The following is a 17083-nucleotide window of genomic DNA, read 5'->3' as shown; positions in this document are numbered from 1 at the left end:
TGTCCCATTCAAAGACAATTGGGCTACCTCTCTTTTCTGCTAGCTCGCCAAATTTAATTGGTATTGTCCCCGAAAGCCACAATACAGATATTCGCCTCATCGTTACCTATCTTCTCGCAGGTATTCTTCTATAGATTTCGACTTCGGAGCGATAAATACACTATTAAGAGTGTCAACGGCCTGAAGTGCAAATGCAATTTTTACTACAACACCTAATGTTGCTACGCCTTTCGTCTCGAAACGACCAATTGTTGGAACAGAAACTCCACTTTTCTCAGAGAGCTCACGTCTACTAAGTTTCAAGCTTTTCCTGCGCACTCTGGTTCTCGCACCTAACGTTTCGCAAACCTCAGAAAGACTCAATAATGGAGATATTTCTTGATTACTTTTCATATCATATATGATGCTAAATAATTATAATATGCTTTAATTATATCACAAATGATATAAATTGCGAAGTATATTCTTGCGTCCTGCAAGTGCCTACAAACACTCAACTTGTCGCTCGCCGCAGATGCAGAGTGACAAATCGAATATTTATATTTACCATTGGTACGAGGTAGAGGTATCGATAAGCTTTGAGATAGCTGGCGGTGCTCTGAAGTCTGGCAGACCCTCTGCCCTCATAATATCTTTGATTGAGTGCTCAACAGAGAGCCCGGAGACGGCACCTACTCTTAAATAATCGACTCGACACATTCATACCGAAGTCATTCCCTTTCTACCGACTGCTCGCAGAACGCACCAAGGGCTTCACGTACCCTTATAAACTCTCGCGCGAATCCATCGACATCTTTTGCTTCAACAAATCCGGCTAAGAGTTCATTCGAACGCTGAACTTGCGCAAGCACACTATGCACATACGGATTAAAGATCTGAATCTCGGCGTACAACCGAGGATTCTGGGTCAGGATGCGCCCTATCTTCGAGAGTCGAGCTTTATAGACTGGGCTCGCTGTGGTCATACTCTCTGACGGTTCAAAGCCCATCGCGGCCATACAGTGCCCAGCGATGATCGCTTGAAAATGCGTTAGGCCTTGAACGATTGCCATCGTCCTGTCGTGAGAGTCTGGCGTCATCTCTACAAGCCGCAATCCGGCTTCACGTAATACGTCTTCAAACCACCGGGACTTATCACCAACCCGAACATGACATACCACACAGCTTTGTCCCGCCGTCGACGCAAGCGTTGGCGCAAACATCGGATGCAAAGAGGTTCTCTACCTTCTCAGTAACGGTGAAGTTATCTGCTCTTTTTGGTTACTGCTGAGTTATGTCTGCCATTTTGAACATCCAATTGGTTTACGGGATAGTTATGAGGAAATTTGTGATTACTGTCGCCTAACACTCGCCTTTTTCAGACAAATTCATGACTCAACTCGGTAAAAAGACTGAATTTCCCTGAGCGTGGAATGTGGGCATTGGTACGGGGTCACGGCCATTAAGTTAAAAGAGGTGAGCAGCATAGCCGCACTCTAATCAGGCTTAATTTCAGCTTGATGCCTGGGGAACTAAACACCACTTGTGGGCGCTTGAGTCCTTAACTTAATGGCCGTGACCCCGTACCAATGATCACTCGGAACGGAAGCCTTGCCGCTTGCTAACGGGCGCGAGGTTAGCACTGCTGTTTGACGAAAAGGAGCGCGGACGAAAAAGAGATAAACACCTTTTCGTCCGCTTCCCCTTTTCGTCTACCTAACTACAACCTCAGGGACCTGCGAGGTTATAAAATTGGATATATCCGGTGATTGAGTGTTCGCGTAGAGCGTCATATCGCCCTTCGAGCAGACCTGCTCCTCCAAAACACTCGGATCACTCTGTGACACAACACCAACGATCGCTAAGCCGCTATCATCTTCAATGAATAGAGCCCCACCCGAGTCGCCTTGGCAGGGATGACTCTCCCATCCCCGAAAGTCAATACGAATATGATTGTCGGTAACGATGCGGATGACCGCGCGACCTGCAACAACATCTTCGACCGCAGGGCCATTATTCTCTATTTGCCCGTATCCGGCCACAATCGAGATCTGGCCGACTTCCGGAGCCCTCGACCGCAGTATCGGCACCGCGGGAGCTGGCAACTGCGACGACGTATGAACTATCGCTACGTCGTTGAAAAACACACCTTCAGAGCCGAGGAAATATCCAGGATGTGTTACTACTCGTGACGAAGGCACATCTACTCTTGTTCCGTTCGCCACCACTCTTACGAAAGCGGAGTCAGCCGATTGAAAGCAGTGCGCTGCTGTCAGCACCGCCGTGGGCGAGATCACCGTGCCGGTGCAACTTCCGACGAGGCTGCCATCGTCATCATCGATGAGGAACAGCTTTACCACTGAGGAGGTGTCGCCACTGCTCTCCACAAGGCACTGCTCACCATCTGCCACCTTGAGCGACTTGCTGTAACCGATAGCGCTGCAAGCAGCCGCATTTACGCCGGAGGATTCATCGCTTCCGCCCCCACACCCTATGGCAGCTACAAACAATGTGCTGAGCACGATTTTTATTGGTGATAAGGTCGTACGCTCTCTCAAGGGGCCTCCTTTGTTAAGTGATAGCTCTCTAGGTTTATTAAGCCTGGCAGGTTGACAAGCATGACGGTAGCCTTACCGTAAAACCAACCATTGTCAAATCATTTAAGATAAATGGGGCAGGTCAAGTTAACAACTTCTTAGCCCGTTTACCGAGCACCTTCAGCTTCCTGATTATAACCGCAGCCCTCTTTAGGATAGTTTTATAAAATGATTGGTACCAATGATTGAGGCTCAGAAACCTGCTCCATTATCCCTGTGCGGTCCTTTGTATAGATAGCCTTACCGAGTATTCGGTACTTAAGTCACACTTTTCCGTCACTTAGCCATAATACTTGTATGACACCAGTACCTCAATCAACCACGGTACGCTCTCGTTTGCCTCGGAAGTTTGTTGCCATTGGCCGGCGCTTGGTTGTCGCAACGTTGGTAGTCTCCCTATTTTTCATTCTTACACAGGAGCTTCAGATCTTTCCCGGACTTGTACAGTCACTAATCCTTCAAGGTAAGAATCATCCACCAAGAGGAATTGATGTCCTTACTATCACCTCGCAAGACGGTACCAATGTTGTGGTATGGCATATGAAGTCCCCGGAAGCTGGCAAACGGGTCGCGGTACTTTTCCACGGTAATGCAGACAATGTTGCTTCGTTTGTACCGTTGCAGCGTTGGTTAGCTTCGGCTGGAATCGGGAGTTACTCGGTGGAATACCGTGGTTATAGCGGGAGGGGCTCCGGATGGCCATCGGAAAGAGGTCTCTATGAGGACGGAGAGGCGGCGTTTGAGCTCGCGCGTCGGGAGGAGGGTATAGATGCTAAGGATATGATAGTGCTTGGAAGCTCCATAGGTACTGGCATCGCTTCCCATGTCGCCGCTACGTTTAATCCTAAGGCGCTTATACTTCTTTCCCCCTATACCAGCCTCACTGATATTGTGCGAGAGATGCCATTCTTTGGATACCTTTCGCCTTTCCTCTGGTATGAATTTCCCTCCCTTAAGAATATCGCCAAGCTTAAGGATACCTGCGTTATTGCTGCGCATGGTCATCGTGATACGGTCATTCCGTTTCAACACTCGCTTCGTCTCAGAGATGCATATAGGGGCGCATCCTCATTCCAGCTTTTAGAATCTGAGCAGGCCGGCCACTACGGTATTCTCGGATACACAGACATTCAGATTTTAACGGCTTTATCGGATTGTTTTTCCAGATAGGCTCCACCTAGGCTCTTCCTCTTTAAATATTTGGTATGGGGTCACGGCCATTAAGTTAAGAGAGCTGAGCAGCATAGCCGCACTCTAATCAGGCTTAATTTCAGCTTGATGGCGGGGGAACTAAACACCACTTGTGGGCGCTTGAGTCCTTAACTTGATGGCCGTGACCTGGTAGCAATGATCACTCCCGACAACATGGTTAACAGCGACTCGGGTTGCTTAGCCTACACCTGTGACGCACGTCGGCTCCTATCAGGAGCGCTTTTTTGACTTACTAAGGCACGTTACAGGTGAAGGGCGCCGGCTCTACAGGCGTCTCGACTCCGTCCGCATCTCTTAGATAAACAACGTAGTCAAAATATACATCAAATCCAGGGCTACCATCGCAATATTGGGCTCCTGAAAGAGTCAGTCGCTTATTAGTCGGTGCAGTGGTAAATTCCTGACTGACGGTTATGCAATTAAAATAGGAAGGCAAGTAAGGTGCACATGTCGTTGATCCTTCGCTCCGGCCGTACACTGGATTTAAGTCATACACAAGGCTCACTGGAAACTTTGGCGACCCTTGATAGGTGACGGTGATATCTTCTCTATTGCCGTTGACTTCCACAACCGGGGAAAACTGAACCGCGGTGATAAAAAAAGGTGGACTGCTTGATTCGCAATTTCCACCAGATTTCAGGGAGGAGAGAAGAGCCTTGACGGTCTTGTTCAACGAAAAGACAACGGTGCTTCCTAAAAAGCTGCGGCTAGCTTTCAGCAAAAATTGCTGCTTATTCAGGCATGCTTGCTTTTTCGTTAACGTGGATTTACTGCAACACGAGGCTACAAGCCTATCTTTGAGACCCAAGATGATGTTCTCTTCCGAGGCGTCCGCGTCGGTGCATGCTGTTACGTTAGAGAGACATGAATCGGCCGCAGAAGCAAGGCACCCTATTAGCGTCTTCTGAGTGGATGCATCGCATTGCTGCGCTTGCGCCGATTGGGTGGTGGAAGCGATGAGGAATGCAAATAGCAGGACGCCTCGAGTTGCTTTATTCATACAGGGCTCCAACGATAATTTTCTCTATTACCGAAATAGTCGGCAAAAAGACCTTATCCCATTAGCTCTTTTGAAGAAACATTCGAAATAGCGAGATGAGAGCGATCCTAACTAACGCGAACAGCATATATTTATAGATAATAAGATCAGCTACATGGCGAAGTTTGATGTTGGGCATTGGTACCAATGATTGAGGCTCAGAAACCTGCTCCATTATCCATGTGCTGTCCTTTGTATAGATAGCCTTACCGAGTATTCGGTACTTAAGTCACACTTTTCCGTCACTTAGCCATAATACTTGAATGACACCAGTAACTGAGGCGCTCGGCATAGTGGACTAAGTCATGAGAGAAAGTTCCCTCCATTACAAAGTCCGAGAGCATCTCTCCCAGCTTTCATCCACTGAGAAGCAGAGCGTCTCTCGAGATGAGCTGCTCAACGGGGATCGACTCAAGGCTGCCAGGCATCTTGAGCTTAAGGACTATGAGCTTGGGTGTGCGTTTCGGCGCGAAGCTCCGCACAGCCATGAGGCTTCAGTTGATCTATCGCTCGGCAGCCTGCCATTAGCTCCTGTTGACGTTCCTGCGTGGCGGCATGTGATCGCTACCCGGGAGAATTGCTTCCATAGCCTCGTGGCGCTCATAGAGCCTGCCCTGCGCGAGGGAGATCTCTTTCCTGCTGTTAATAAGCTCCTGCCAAGAAACAGCTACCTCCCTGCGGATGACCGCATCAGGAGATCTATCAGCAATCTTGTCAGGAATCTGGACGAGGTGCCGAACAGGGAGCTGCGCGGGCTGCTGGTCGAGCGAGAGATCAGGCAGCAGAGCAACCGAAGTCTTATCAGCGCCCTTGTCCCCGAGCTTAAGCAGGAGATCCTGCAGAGGCTCTCGTCTCTTCAGTCACAACTTAAACTGCGCACCCTCGACCTTCCCTTAGGAGATATCGAGAAGCGGCTTGATGCGGTGCACCTGGAGGTCTTTGACCCGCTTCTGAGCAAGTCGCACTCCGATATCGCTTTCTGCTCGTGCTTTTCGCACTCTATCTTTGTAAGTGATGACCTGTGCCCCGACGATTACAAGCCGATCCTGCGGCATGAGCTGCTACACGCTGCATCAGGCTTGGCTCCAACAATCGCACAGTTAGTCGGCGCGGAACGGGGCGCCGATCCCCTCACCGCCGCCATCAACGAAAGTTTCTCGTGGGAACGGTACGGGCTTTCCGCTTACGACGGCAAGCTCGACAGCCACACATGGCTAAACGAGGGAGTCACTGAATTCCTCAACCAGGTGATCGCACAAAAACCCAATCACACGGAGGTCAGCATCAACGGCTGGAGCAGAATGGCGGGAGTAATTGCGAAGATCGCCGAGCGGGTTGATATCTCTCCCCTTCTTAACACCTATTTCTCGGATGCCCCGCTAAAGGATCCCAGCCTCATCACCAACAAGAAGGTGCTTGAGGCAAGCCTTGGGCGGGTGTACGGCCCCTCAATTTTAGAGGAGCTGGATAGCGCTTGGGTCTCTCATCGCGGGCAGGATGCCGTGTGCGACGTCTATGACGAACGCTTCAGCCGCCTCAGCTGGCGCGAGCGCGTCGGATCGTTCTTTGGCTCTGTGGCGAGCGTATTGTCGGCTCGGGATAGCGCGGCAGCGCAGTAATCTGTGTGTCAGGTGTTGAGAATCATTTGTACGGGGTTACTTTTGGTCCACGATGCGGCGAAGCGCTGGGAACGCCACTCTCCAGAGTGGCTAGGTATAAATGCTCAGGTGGGCGATTCCTAAGGGTAGGAAGGTCAATTCACTTTCCGCAAGTAACTGATCTGCGTTAGCGACATTGTAATAAAGGCCCTGAGGGGTCCTCAGGTCGCCGAAAGTTGTAGAAAAGTTGTTTCTAGCCCCCCAGATTACCGTTGTTAACCTACCAGAAGGACACTAGGGGACAAGCTAAGTAGTGGAACAGAAGTGACCCCCTACCAATGCTTGTCTATACGCAGCTTAAACTCCTTGACGTTAAAGCGTCAGAACGTCTATAATATTGGAATGGCACGAGAAGCAACAAAACGAGCTACTGTATATATCGAAGATGATCTACATAAAGCCCTAAGACTCAAGGCTCTGGAAGTTGAACGTACTGTGTCTCAACTTATTAATGAAGCAATCCGCGGTAGCTTAGGTGAGGACGCGGAAGACCTTGAGGCTTTTAAGGAGCGTGCAAGAGAAAAGAGTATCCCTTTTGAAGATGCAGTTAAAAAACTCAAAGCTCGTGGCAGAATATAAAATTACCATCAAGCCTTCGGCTATCAAAGAGCTGGAGGACATTCCCAAAAAAATTGCTCAGCTAATAGTCAAGAGAGTTTGGCAACTTGCCCTAAATCCAAGACCTATAGGCAGTCAAAAACTTTCGGGGCAAGATCGATATAGAATCCGCCAAGGGGACTATCGCGTGGTATATGGAATTAATGATTTAATACGAACAGTCGATGTTGTGAAAATTGGGCGCCGTAGAGAAGTCTACCTGTAGGCGTAAAGGGTAGGAAGGTCAATTCACTTTCCCCAAGCAACTGATCTGTGGTAGCGACATTGTAATAAAGGCCCTAAGGGGTCCTCAGGTCGCAGAAAGTTGTAGAAAAGTTGTTTCTAGTCCCCCAAATTACCGTTTTTAGCCTACCAGAAGGACACTAGGGAACAAGCTAAGTAGTGGACCAGAAGTGACCCCCTACCAATGCTTTGTTGCCAATGCTTTGTTTAACCGGCAGTGACGTTGATTGTGAGCCAATTACAATTGCAAACATCCCTACAACTGAGACAAGCAAAAGAACAATCGAATTAATCAACAGAGTCAGTCCGTAAACCTTCGTCATCCCATACCTTACGCATAAGGTTGGGCTGAGCGGCGTGCGCGTCGACGTTAGTGCTTGGTACTTTATCTCTCACGCGGCCGCTCCAGCGAGGTGTTAGGCAGCGATAGCGGAGGAAGCCTTCGCAGCAGCATGGCAAGAACGATTGCGCCTGAAACGATCGCAGGGACGATTGGTACTAAACCCCCTCGTCCCATAGCCATTGACATAAGTATTGCACTCATGGCACCCAACACGAATGTTAAGATAGCAACTTGACGTTTGTGTGTTGGAGCGAGCAATACGCAGGTTATCATGACAAGGGCCGCAGCCAAAGCCTCAATAAACGCACTCAGCGCGATAAAGGCGGTTTCATCAGTTTGTGTGCACAAGCGGAATTCAACATAGTCAAAACAAATATTCAAACGTCCATAGAGCGCGATGCCGATGAAGGATGCTACAGACAATGACGCTATGAAGACCCATCGCAACACCTGAGACAAAGGCCAAGCGTTAAAAAAACTCAGAACTCCATAGAGCGCGATGCCGGTTAAGAATGCTACATAAAACGCGTATAATATAAATATCATCATGTTTGCAGGCCACCAGAAGAATAAGTGTGCTTTAGAGGTGTTATGGAAGATTCGGGATTCTTAGTCGCCTATCAGCGCCCTGTAATGTATAGGAAGGTCAATTCACTTTTCGCAAGCAACTGATCTGTGGTAGCGACATTGTAATAAAGGCCCTAAGGGGTCCTCAGGTCGCCGAAAGTAGTAGAAAAGTTGTTTCTAGTCTACCAGATTAACGTTTTTAGCCTACCAGAAGAACACTAGGGGACAAGCTAAGTAGTGGAACAGAAGTGACCCCGTATCAATGCTTATACGGTAAATGTAGAGATTATGTTTATTTCGTAATAACGTGATACACGGTGTATCACTACGGCGCTTGCAACCACTGAGCGCGACGCACAAGGCATCATCGTTATGAATGAATCTCCGCACAGAGGGAGCAAAGACCCCCTTGAGGGAAAAACGCTTCAAATGATCCTGACTGAGCTGTACGAGCATTTTGGATGGGATGGGCTCGCTCGGCAGCTTCCGATCAATTCGTTCATCGATAATCCCTCAATCAAGTCGAGCCTTAGCTTTCTTCGACGGACTCCTTGGGCACGGGAAAGAATAGAGAAGATCTATCGTAGCTTTCTGCAAGGGAAGGTGCAGCAGGCGGGTGACGACAGTGAGTCGTAATCCGTTTAGGTAAATCATTGGTACGGGGTTGCGGCCATTAAGTTAAGGGATAACTATCCGAGATTGAGATCAACAAGCCATATAATCAAAGGTAATCGTTACCTTGGTTTCAACCTTACTGACATTTCTCTCCCCCCCCGGCCCCCCATAACGCGCAAAGAGAGCTGTAGCTCTGACTCCGAAATAACGATGCCCCTGAGGTGTTTCGTTCCTAAATGCCTTCAAATCTTCGCACCTTTATATTAAAACTCATGTTTGCTACCGTTCGAAAAGTAAAGTATTTAAGTAGAGATGCTCGCTGGGAAGACCTATCCCTCCGCCCATTTTTATCGTGTAGGAGCTAATTCGTATGGCTGGTCAATCAAAAGATCTTATTATCCTCGGTTCTGGTCCAGGTGGTTATGTAGCAGCGGTTCGTGCCGCTCAACTCGGCCGTACCGTCTCAATCATAGAGCGCGAGGCGCTCGGTGGCGTGTGCCTTAACTGGGGCTGTATCCCTTCAAAGGCGCTACTGCGCTCGGCGCAGCTCTACAACGATATTAAGCATGCCGGTGATTTCGGTTTTGAAACCGGTAAAGTCACAATTGATTTCCCCCGTATCATCGAGCGCTCGCGCGAAATTGCCAACAAACTCTCCGGCGGCGTGAATTACTTAATGCGCAAGGGTAAGATTGAGGTGATCTCAGGTAACGGCACCCTTGAGAAGGGAAATAAGCTTGTTGTTACAGACTCAGCCCGTAAATCGACCACCTATGACTTTAAGGATATAATTATCGCTACTGGTGCCCGTCCCCGCCCCTTTCCGGGAGTTGATGTTGATGGCGATGTAATCCACACATCACGCACGATCCTTGAGAATAAGCGCCTACCTCAAAAGATGCTTATCATCGGAGCCGGCGCGATCGGGATCGAGTTTGCATACTTCTTTAGCACCCTGGGAACTCAGGTAACGGTCGTGGAGATGGCTGACCAGATTCTGCCAGTTGAGGACACCGAGGTTTCTCAGACCCTTGAGAAGATCTTTGTAAAGAACGGTATGATTATTCATACCGCTACCGGAGTTCAGGATCTAAAGAGAACTGGCAAGGCCGTTAGCGCCACCCTCAAGAGCAAAACCGGTGAGGTACAATGGAGCGGAGATACCTGCCTAGTTGCTATCGGCATTCTGCCAAATACTGAGAACATCGGACTCGATAAGGTCGGTATCGTTACAGAGCGCGGCTTTATTAAAGTTGATGGTCTGCTGCGCACTAATGTGCCCAATCACTACTCCATCGGAGACGTTGCTGGGGGTGTGGCTCTTGCCCACAAGGCGAGCCACGAGGGTATCATCGCGGCAGAGGTTATTGCGGGTAAATCTAAGCACCCTATGAAGTATGACAATATCCCGGGCTGTACCTACTGTCAGCCACAGGTCGCCTCAGTTGGTCTCACCGAGCGCGCCTGCAAAGAGAAGGGTATTAAGTACCGCGTTGGAAAGATGCCCTTTCAGGCGGTCGGAAAAGCTATCGCTATCGGAGAGCAGGACGGCTTCGTTAAGGTGCTGATCGATGATCAGGTGGGCGAGGTGCTAGGCGTTCATATCATCCACGCTGAAGCAACGGAGCTAATCTCTGAAGCTGCCATAATTCGCTCGCACGAGGGGATCGCTGCCAGTGTAGTTGATACCATTCATCCCCATCCAACCTTATCGGAGGCGGTTATGGAGGCTATGGCTATCGCCCTTGGAAGACCAATTAACTTCTAACTGCAGTGAGCAACACTGATACGGACCAAAGCAAGCTCCCACTTGAAGTCTATGACCTCGGCGTCATCGATTATTTAAAGGCGCTGGAGCTGCAGCGTAACTACCATCAGAAATTAATCGATGGCACACAGGGAGATCTGCTGCTGATATGCTCTCACAATCCGGTCTTTACCTGCGGAACCTCAACGGCTGCTGAGCATATCTACCTCCCTGAGGCGGAGTTTATTGCGCAGGGTTCGCCACTAGTTAAGGTCGAGCGTGGTGGTAGCGTTACATATCACGGGCCGGAGCAAGCTATATTTTATCCGATCATAAATCTCCATAACCACAAGACCGATGTCGGGTGGTATATGCGTGCGCTTGAAGAGGTTATCATCCGGACACTCAAGGAATACGATATTATCGGGATACGGGTTACTGGAAAAACCGGTGTATGGATCGATCAGAACACTAAGATCGCCTTTAGCGGTGTGCGGATCTCTCGTTGGTGCACCCTGCACGGCTTCGCAATGAACGTCCTGCCCTGCGCCGAGCGCTTCAGCGCTATAAACCCGTGCGGACTTGGAGATATTAAGGTTGTGTCGATGGCGGAGCTAAGCTCAAGAACGCTTAGCTGCGCCACCGTTACACAACAGCTACTCATTCATTTTATTGATGTATTTGGCTACGGTAACTGGTCACCGTAGTTTAATGTCGCGATTCAAGCTACTTAGATTACGGCGGAGTTTCATAGGTTATTCGATTGGTCGTCCCCTGATCGGGGACGACAGATTTTGTGCCCAGTTAATGTTTTCCCCCGCGATTTGCTCCGCAAATCGGCCCCTTAGGGGCTCTTGAGTGTCATTAACCGTTTGCGAATATTTCTGGAATATGCAGACTAGTTACTGGCTACGAAAACTAATTCAATCATTGCCTGGTGGCGATCAACCCAGTTTGGTGTTATAGCCCGTGCATATTATTTGAGTCCTCCGTTTCAAACAGCCACTTAAACGGCTTAGCGGTACAGGTACATAATGCAGCGAACCAGTAAGTCAGCTATCAGCACAGCAACCCGATCTGCGTCCCTCACACAGGGAGAGCCGTTTGAGTTCAACAAGAGCACTGCGTTGTGGGTCTACAAAACCATCCTGCTCGCTCGCATAATTGATGATAAAACCATCACCCTCTATAAGCAAAATAAGTGTCACTTTCAGATCAGTTGCGCCGGACATGAGGGTATTCAGGTAGCTGCTGCACACGTCTTTAGAGCCAAAAAGGACTGGTTCTATCCCTACTACCGCGATATGGCGCTGATGGTGGGCCTCGGCATGACGGCAGAGCAGCTAATGCTAAATGCAATGAATAAAGTTGCGGATCCGAACTCGCACGGTCGCATGATGCCGATGCACTACGGCGATATCGAGCTGCGCGTTCCACCTCAGAGCTCTCCAACCGGAAGCCAATTTTTACAAGCCGTTGGTTGCGCCCTCGGCGCAAAGATGAAGCACTTAGATGAAGTGGTGTATGTCTCCGCCGGAGAGGGCACGTGCGCACAGGGCGATTTCCATGAGGCGCTTAACTGGTCGGCTCGTGAGAAGCTTCCTATCATCTTTGTTATTGAGAACAATAACTACGCAATCTCAGTTCCGATCTCCGAGCAGTTGGCTGGCGATAGCGTCGCAACTATGTTTGCAGGCTATGAGAATCTAGCTACCTGTCAGGTTAACGGCTCCGATGTAGAGGCCTCAATAGCAGCGCTCAAGGCAGCACATGCGCGCGCACTAGACGGTGCTGGCCCGACCCTGATTGAGGCGCACGTACCACGCTTACAAAGCCACTCGATCTCGGATAACCACTTAAAATATAGAACTGCTGAGGATCTCGCAAAGGAGCAACTACGCTGCCCGTTGCGATTAATGAGTGCCCTACTTATAGATAGAAAATTTGCAACTCAGGCAGAGATAGAGAAGTTCCACGGCGAGCTTAAGAATCTAGTTGATCAGGCAGCCGAATCCGCTGAAAAAACAGCAGACCCAGATCCTAAAGATGCTGAAAAATACACCCTCTCAAACCCAACCCCGTGGCAGGGCGTCGAAGAACACCCGGCAACTGGAGATGATGTCTTTATCGTTGATGCCCTAAATCATGCCCTTGATGAGGAGCTCGCGCGCAACCCGGACATGTGTGTATTCGGGGAAGATGTCGCGCATAATAAGGGTGGGGTCTTTACAGTTACTGCGGGTCTAACCGCAAAGTACGGAGTTACTCGGGTCTTTAACAGCCAGTTAGCAGAGAGCTCTATCGTTGGTGCCGCGATCGGCCTCGCTATCCGCGGTCTAAAACCCGTAGTTGAGATCCAGTTCGGTGATTACGTCTGGACCGGCGCAAATCAGATCCGCAATGAGCTCGCTATGATGCACTACCGCTCCGCTGGTGACTTCGGCTGCCCAGTCGTTATCCGCATCCCAGTTGGTGGTTATATCGGAGGTGGTGCCTACCACTCACAGAATATCGAGGCTACCTTCGCGCACTTTCCCGGGCTGCTAGTTATCTATCCCTCCAATGCAACCGATGCCAAGGGGCTTTTAAAAGCCGCCATCCGTGCCAACGATCCGGTCTTATTCCTAGAGCACAAGGGGCTCTATAGACAGGTATACGCCAAGGGCCCGGAGGGCGATGCCGACAACCTTATTCCGATCGGAAAAGCGAAGACCGTGCGTGAAGGAACCGATGCTACCGTCGTTACGTGGGGAGCGCTCGTTCATAAAAGCTGCCTAGCTGCGCACGAATTAGAATCAAAGGGCTATTCGGTAGAGGTCATAGATCTGCGTTCAATCGTGCCCCTCGATATCGAACATGTATTCCAAAGTGTGCGCAAAACTGGGCGCGTATTAGTAGCACATGAGGATGTTGTGTTCGGTGGTTTCGGTGGAGAGATCGTAGCCCAGATCGCCGAGGCCTGTTTCTCTGAGCTTGACGCCCCGATCAAACGGCTCGGCATGAAGAACGTCGCTGCTGTACCGCACGCCCCTATACTGGAGCAGGCGATCCTGCCTCAGACCGAAGATATACGTCGAGCACTTGAAGAGCTGCTATCGTTCTAACCTGCGGAGTACTTAGTGGCGAAACTTTATTTCAGATATGGGCCGGTTGGTAGTGCAAAGACACTGAACCTACTGGCGGTTGCGCACTCCTACGATCAACAGAAAAAGTCGGTCCTCGTTATAAAGCCAGCACTCGATACCCGCTTCGGCCATGATACCGTTAAATCACGCGCGGGACTTGAGCGTACTGCAGATATCCTGGTTACACCGGAAACGATCCTTGATCGCACGAGATTTATAGGAATAAATTGTGTGCTTGTAGATGAGGCGCAGTTTCTTAGCGCCGCGCTCGTTAATCAGCTCCGTGAGATTTCGTGCGAACTCGATATCCCGATCATCTGTTACGGACTCCGTACCGATTTTAGAACCGAGCTCTTTGAAGGGGCTAAACGACTGCTTGAACTCGCCGATGAGATCTCAGAGGTCAAAACGACCTGCTTCTTTTGCGATAGCCGCGCCCTGTTTAACCTTAAGCTTAGCAACGGCAAGCCCACCCGTGATGGGCCAGCTATCGACCTGGGAGCCGAGGAGAAGTACCTGCCTGTCTGCGCCCGCTGTTATTCCGGTAAATTTGCAACCGCACCCCACAAACTATAATACTGTTCTATATTATAGTATTAAAAAGCTGCTATCGGACACCTTCAACCCTCATCTAACCTGTGCAAGTGCCCCTTTATCTAAATCAGGTATAGGTCTATAACCACTGTTGAATTTCGGTTTGCCAAGGAGCTTCTAGAGATGAAGATTGAGATGTTAATGCCACAGATGGGTGAGTCGATTGCAGAGGCTACCATCTCCAAGTGGCGCAAGAAGCCAGGCGATACCGTTGAGAAGGATGAGATTATCCTCGAGATCTCAACCGATAAGGTTGATTCAGAAATTCCGGCCCCCGCCGCAGGAACTTTATCCGAGCTGCTCTTTAATGAGGGCGACGTTGTTCCGGTAAAAACTAAGATAGCAATTATAGACACAGTTGGTGGCGCTGCGGCACCAACAACAAATGGCTCCAGTAATGTCGCCAAGGCTCAAGCAGCTTCAACGTTACCTCCAAAGCAAACCTCTACACCAGCGGCAGAGGAGAGCGAGCGTTTCTACTCTCCACTCGTTAAGGGACTGGCTGAGAAGCACAGTGTTTCACTGACAGAGCTCGCCTCCATAACAGGTTCAGGTAATGGTGGGCGTCTTAACAAAGAAGATCTGCTCGACTACGTTTCAAATCGCTCAAACAAAGCTGCCCCAGTTGCTACTAAGCCAGTTGCTACTAAATCAGCAACTCCAGAGCTACCTAGCGCCGAGTGGGGCGCCGATGGCACGCGCGTGGTTATGATGGATGGAATGCGACAAGCGATCGCTGATCATATGGTGCGCTCAAAGCATACCAGTCCGCACGTCTACTCGATTCAAGAGGTTGATGTTACAAACATTGCCAACTGGCGCGCTAAAAATAAGAGCGCTTTTGAAAAAAGCGAGGGCTTTAACCTAAGCTTTACCCCGTTCTTCCTAGAAGCCACAGCACGGGCCCTGGAGGCCTTCCCGTACGTGAATTGCTCCCTAGATGGCAAGAAGATAATCCTCAAAAAGCATGTCAACCTTGGCTGCGCCGTGGCGCTCGGTAATACGGGCCTAATCGTGCCGGTTATTAAGCGCGCCGAAGAGAAGAACCTAGTTGGTCTCGCTCGTTCGCTAAATGATCTGGCGCTGCGTGCACGTAGCAAAAAACTCGTGCCGGATGATGTAGCTGGTGGAACATTCACGGTCACAAATCCTGGAGTGTTCGGCACCATCATCGGAACTCCGATTATTAATCAACCGCAGGTTGCGATACTCTGTCTTGGGGCTATTAAGAAACGCCCCGTTGTGATCGACGATATGATCGCTATTAGACAGATCTGCTACCTCACCCTTTCCTACGATCACCGTGTAGTCGATGGCTCTCTCGGTGGACAGTTCCTAGCCTTTATCAGGGACTACCTTGAGAACTGGGACATGAAGCGTACTCTTTAACTTAATAGATGCGCGTTATAGGCGGCACAGCAAAGGGGCGGGCTCTCAAGGCGGTTCCTGGAGATTCAACTAGGCCTATCCTTGACCGGGTAAAGGTGCCCCTTTTTGATATCCTGCGCCCGACCCTCGCTGGAATCTCAGTACTAGATCTATTTGGAGGAACGGGGAGTGTGGGCATCGAGGCGCTCAGTCAGGGGGCCGCTCATTGTGTCTTCTTAGACACAAACGTGCGCGCGATCGCCACAATCAAGCACAACCTAGAGGTAACACAGCTCGCAGCACAGGCCGAGGTACGCCATACGGATGCCTTTATCTATCTAAAAAATTCAAGCAAAAGCTTTGACCTGATCTACGTCGCTCCTCCGCAGTACGAGGGAATTTGGATAGAGATTATGCGCTCACTCGCCGAGCGTCCTCACCTGCTCAAGGCTCGTGGGAGTATCATCGTTCAGATCGATCCGAAGGAATATGAGCCGCTCGAACTAGCCTGCCTTCAGGAGACTCAACAACGCAAGTATGGCAGCACTATTCTGATTTTCTACGCTATGAAACCCTAAAGATCATATCGTTTACGATGTCACCTTTTTTGAGGTACAGCGCAAGTTTTTGCAGTAATGCCGGTTTCATAAAGGCTAGCTCCTGAGCCCAAACCGAATGTTTTACCTCTACGATCAGCACACGCCGAGAGATGCATTCAGGCTTTGAGATGTCGGCGAACCGTTCCCCTACTATCTCACGCCAATGCAGGATAAATTCGTAGCGCTCAATTTTTTTATCGAGCCCCTTATAAGCAAGAGCCTTTGACAGTATGCCCTTTATAAGCGTTAGGTCTGTATTGACTCCGGGACGTCGCCGACGCACAAAAGGCTTCTTATACTCAGTAGTTTGCACAGTTCCAGTATTAGAAGCCCCTGCATTGGGAACTTCTGAACGGTCAGCACCTAGAGCACCCTGCGTCGCCTTATTCGAAGCTTGATTATTACTAAAATTACCGGCCCTCTGCATGTGCTGGCTCCTTTTTTTCAAATAATACTACCATCTCATCGGGACGTGCCATGCCAAGCTCGCTCCTTGCAGCTTTCTCAACCGCGCGCGGATCGCTCTGCAGCCCATTAACCTGCCTCTTAAGCGCGTAGATCCCATCTTCAAGTTGCGCATTAACACGCTGTTGCTGCTCAAGCCCCTTTGAAAGCGGGGTTAGCCGGATAAATCCATCATCAGAGAGAAACGAGAGGGCCGCAGCAATAAGTGCACAGGCAAGCAGGATCTTTGGTGTTGTCATTCGCATCCCAGGAGAATAGCGAATCATTCGATCCGCCACCAGCGTTCTTTGCTACGAAGGCCCCATTTACTTCCCCTAAACAAGGGGGGTAAGCTC

At 49.8% G+C, this 17083-nt stretch carries 18 protein-coding genes; 11 read left to right on the top strand and 7 right to left on the bottom strand.

The features are described from left to right. Positions 1-102: 102 nt before the first annotated feature. The 3 genes from NTV65_01940 to NTV65_01930 all read right to left on the bottom strand — a co-directional run bounded on the left by NTV65_01940 (position 103) and on the right by NTV65_01930 (position 2537). Positions 103-393: a helix-turn-helix transcriptional regulator gene (locus NTV65_01940; GenBank protein ID MCX6113963.1), complete on the bottom strand. Its 291-nt coding sequence runs from the start codon at positions 391-393 to the stop codon at positions 103-105. Positions 394-710: 317 nt separating this feature from the next. Further along, on the bottom strand, positions 711-1202 hold the full coding sequence (locus NTV65_01935; GenBank protein ID MCX6113962.1) for a prephenate dehydrogenase/arogenate dehydrogenase family protein: 492 nt from the start codon (positions 1200-1202) through the stop codon (positions 711-713). A 489-nt stretch (positions 1203-1691) separates the two neighbouring features. Continuing rightward, positions 1692-2537 (bottom strand): trypsin-like serine protease, encoded by an 846-nt coding sequence (locus NTV65_01930; protein MCX6113961.1) that lies wholly within the window; start codon positions 2535-2537, stop codon positions 1692-1694. 336 nt (positions 2538-2873) lie between these two features. Between NTV65_01930 and NTV65_01925 the strand changes: the two genes are divergently transcribed. After that, positions 2874-3746: an alpha/beta hydrolase gene (locus tag NTV65_01925; GenBank protein ID MCX6113960.1), complete on the top strand. Its 873-nt coding sequence runs from the start codon at positions 2874-2876 to the stop codon at positions 3744-3746. 274 nt (positions 3747-4020) lie between these two features. On the opposite strand, the gene NTV65_01920 is transcribed toward NTV65_01925, so the two are convergent. After that, on the bottom strand, positions 4021-4788 hold the full coding sequence (locus NTV65_01920; protein MCX6113959.1) for a hypothetical protein: 768 nt from the start codon (positions 4786-4788) through the stop codon (positions 4021-4023). Between the two features lie 344 nt (positions 4789-5132). Here NTV65_01920 and NTV65_01915 point away from each other — a divergent pair, with 344 nt between their 5' ends. The 3 genes from NTV65_01915 (at position 5133) to NTV65_01905 (ending at position 7308) form a co-directional block, all read left to right on the top strand. Then, on the top strand, positions 5133-6446 hold the full coding sequence (locus tag NTV65_01915; protein MCX6113958.1) for a hypothetical protein: 1314 nt from the start codon (positions 5133-5135) through the stop codon (positions 6444-6446). Between the two features lie 381 nt (positions 6447-6827). Further along, positions 6828-7064 carry a CopG family transcriptional regulator gene (locus tag NTV65_01910; protein MCX6113957.1) on the top strand — a complete coding sequence of 79 codons (237 nt, stop codon included), beginning with the start codon at positions 6828-6830 and terminating at the stop codon, positions 7062-7064. After that, positions 7051-7308 carry a type II toxin-antitoxin system RelE/ParE family toxin gene (locus tag NTV65_01905; GenBank protein MCX6113956.1) on the top strand — a complete coding sequence of 86 codons (258 nt, stop codon included), beginning with the start codon at positions 7051-7053 and terminating at the stop codon, positions 7306-7308. Before NTV65_01910 ends, NTV65_01905 begins: the two co-directional genes overlap by 14 nt. A gap of 402 nt (positions 7309-7710) precedes the next feature. On the opposite strand, the gene NTV65_01900 is transcribed toward NTV65_01905, so the two are convergent. Beyond that, positions 7711-8217 carry a hypothetical protein gene (locus tag NTV65_01900; GenBank protein ID MCX6113955.1) on the bottom strand — a complete coding sequence of 169 codons (507 nt, stop codon included), beginning with the start codon at positions 8215-8217 and terminating at the stop codon, positions 7711-7713. 390 nt (positions 8218-8607) lie between these two features. On the opposite strand from NTV65_01900, the gene NTV65_01895 reads away from it, so the two are divergent. The 7 genes from NTV65_01895 (at position 8608) to rsmD (ending at position 16262) form a co-directional block, all read left to right on the top strand. Continuing rightward, positions 8608-8871 carry a VF530 family protein gene (locus tag NTV65_01895; GenBank protein MCX6113954.1) on the top strand — a complete coding sequence of 88 codons (264 nt, stop codon included), beginning with the start codon at positions 8608-8610 and terminating at the stop codon, positions 8869-8871. Positions 8872-9220: 349 nt separating this feature from the next. Continuing rightward, positions 9221-10618 (top strand): dihydrolipoyl dehydrogenase, encoded by a 1398-nt coding sequence (lpdA, locus tag NTV65_01890; protein MCX6113953.1) that lies wholly within the window; start codon positions 9221-9223, stop codon positions 10616-10618. Positions 10619-10623: 5 nt separating this feature from the next. Continuing rightward, positions 10624-11304, top strand: coding sequence for a lipoyl(octanoyl) transferase LipB (lipB, locus tag NTV65_01885; GenBank protein ID MCX6113952.1), 681 nt, complete (start codon positions 10624-10626; stop codon positions 11302-11304). A gap of 327 nt (positions 11305-11631) precedes the next feature. Then, positions 11632-13701: a thiamine pyrophosphate-dependent enzyme gene (locus NTV65_01880; GenBank protein ID MCX6113951.1), complete on the top strand. Its 2070-nt coding sequence runs from the start codon at positions 11632-11634 to the stop codon at positions 13699-13701. 15 nt (positions 13702-13716) lie between these two features. Further along, positions 13717-14298 (top strand): thymidine kinase, encoded by a 582-nt coding sequence (locus NTV65_01875; protein MCX6113950.1) that lies wholly within the window; start codon positions 13717-13719, stop codon positions 14296-14298. 141 nt (positions 14299-14439) lie between these two features. Beyond that, a complete protein-coding gene (locus tag NTV65_01870; GenBank protein MCX6113949.1) occupies positions 14440-15705 on the top strand; it encodes a dihydrolipoamide acetyltransferase family protein in 1266 nt (421 codons plus the stop codon). 8 nt (positions 15706-15713) lie between these two features. After that, complete coding sequence (rsmD, locus tag NTV65_01865) at positions 15714-16262, top strand: 16S rRNA (guanine(966)-N(2))-methyltransferase RsmD (GenBank protein ID MCX6113948.1); 549 nt, start codon at positions 15714-15716, stop codon at positions 16260-16262. Here rsmD and NTV65_01860 read toward each other — a convergent pair. Continuing rightward, positions 16249-16710, bottom strand: a complete 462-nt coding sequence (locus NTV65_01860; GenBank protein MCX6113947.1) for a DUF721 domain-containing protein — start codon at positions 16708-16710, stop codon at positions 16249-16251. The genes rsmD and NTV65_01860 overlap by 14 nt on opposite strands. Further along, positions 16694-16987, bottom strand: a complete 294-nt coding sequence (locus NTV65_01855) for a septum formation initiator family protein (protein ID MCX6113946.1) — start codon at positions 16985-16987, stop codon at positions 16694-16696. The genes NTV65_01860 and NTV65_01855 overlap by 17 nt, the downstream gene beginning before the upstream one ends. Between the last annotated feature and the right edge of the window lie 96 nt (positions 16988-17083).

The sequence above is a fragment of the Pseudomonadota bacterium genome (assembly GCA_026390555.1).
In the GTDB taxonomy this organism is placed as follows: Bacteria; Bdellovibrionota_C; UBA2361; order UBA2361; family OMII01; genus OMII01.
Note: the sequence above shows the minus strand (reverse complement) of the source record. Positions and strands in the feature narration are given on the sequence as shown.

Coding starts and splice junctions, on each gene's coding strand:
- NTV65_01940 (MCX6113963.1), bottom strand. CDS start 393: ATGAAAAGTAATCAAGAAATATCTCCATTATTGAGTCTTTCTGAGGTT.
- NTV65_01935 (MCX6113962.1), bottom strand. CDS start 1,202: ATGTTTGCGCCAACGCTTGCGTCGACGGCGGGACAAAGCTGTGTGGTA.
- NTV65_01925 (MCX6113960.1), top strand. CDS start 2,874: ATGACACCAGTACCTCAATCAACCACGGTACGCTCTCGTTTGCCTCGG.
- NTV65_01920 (MCX6113959.1), bottom strand. CDS start 4,788: ATGAATAAAGCAACTCGAGGCGTCCTGCTATTTGCATTCCTCATCGCT.
- NTV65_01915 (MCX6113958.1), top strand. CDS start 5,133: ATGAGAGAAAGTTCCCTCCATTACAAAGTCCGAGAGCATCTCTCCCAG.
- NTV65_01910 (MCX6113957.1), top strand. CDS start 6,828: ATGGCACGAGAAGCAACAAAACGAGCTACTGTATATATCGAAGATGAT.
- NTV65_01900 (MCX6113955.1), bottom strand. CDS start 8,217: ATGATGATATTTATATTATACGCGTTTTATGTAGCATTCTTAACCGGC.
- NTV65_01895 (MCX6113954.1), top strand. CDS start 8,608: ATGAATGAATCTCCGCACAGAGGGAGCAAAGACCCCCTTGAGGGAAAA.
- lpdA (MCX6113953.1), top strand. CDS start 9,221: ATGGCTGGTCAATCAAAAGATCTTATTATCCTCGGTTCTGGTCCAGGT.
- NTV65_01880 (MCX6113951.1), top strand. CDS start 11,632: ATGCAGCGAACCAGTAAGTCAGCTATCAGCACAGCAACCCGATCTGCG.
- NTV65_01870 (MCX6113949.1), top strand. CDS start 14,440: ATGAAGATTGAGATGTTAATGCCACAGATGGGTGAGTCGATTGCAGAG.
- rsmD (MCX6113948.1), top strand. CDS start 15,714: ATGCGCGTTATAGGCGGCACAGCAAAGGGGCGGGCTCTCAAGGCGGTT.
- NTV65_01860 (MCX6113947.1), bottom strand. CDS start 16,710: ATGCAGAGGGCCGGTAATTTTAGTAATAATCAAGCTTCGAATAAGGCG.
- NTV65_01855 (MCX6113946.1), bottom strand. CDS start 16,987: ATGACAACACCAAAGATCCTGCTTGCCTGTGCACTTATTGCTGCGGCC.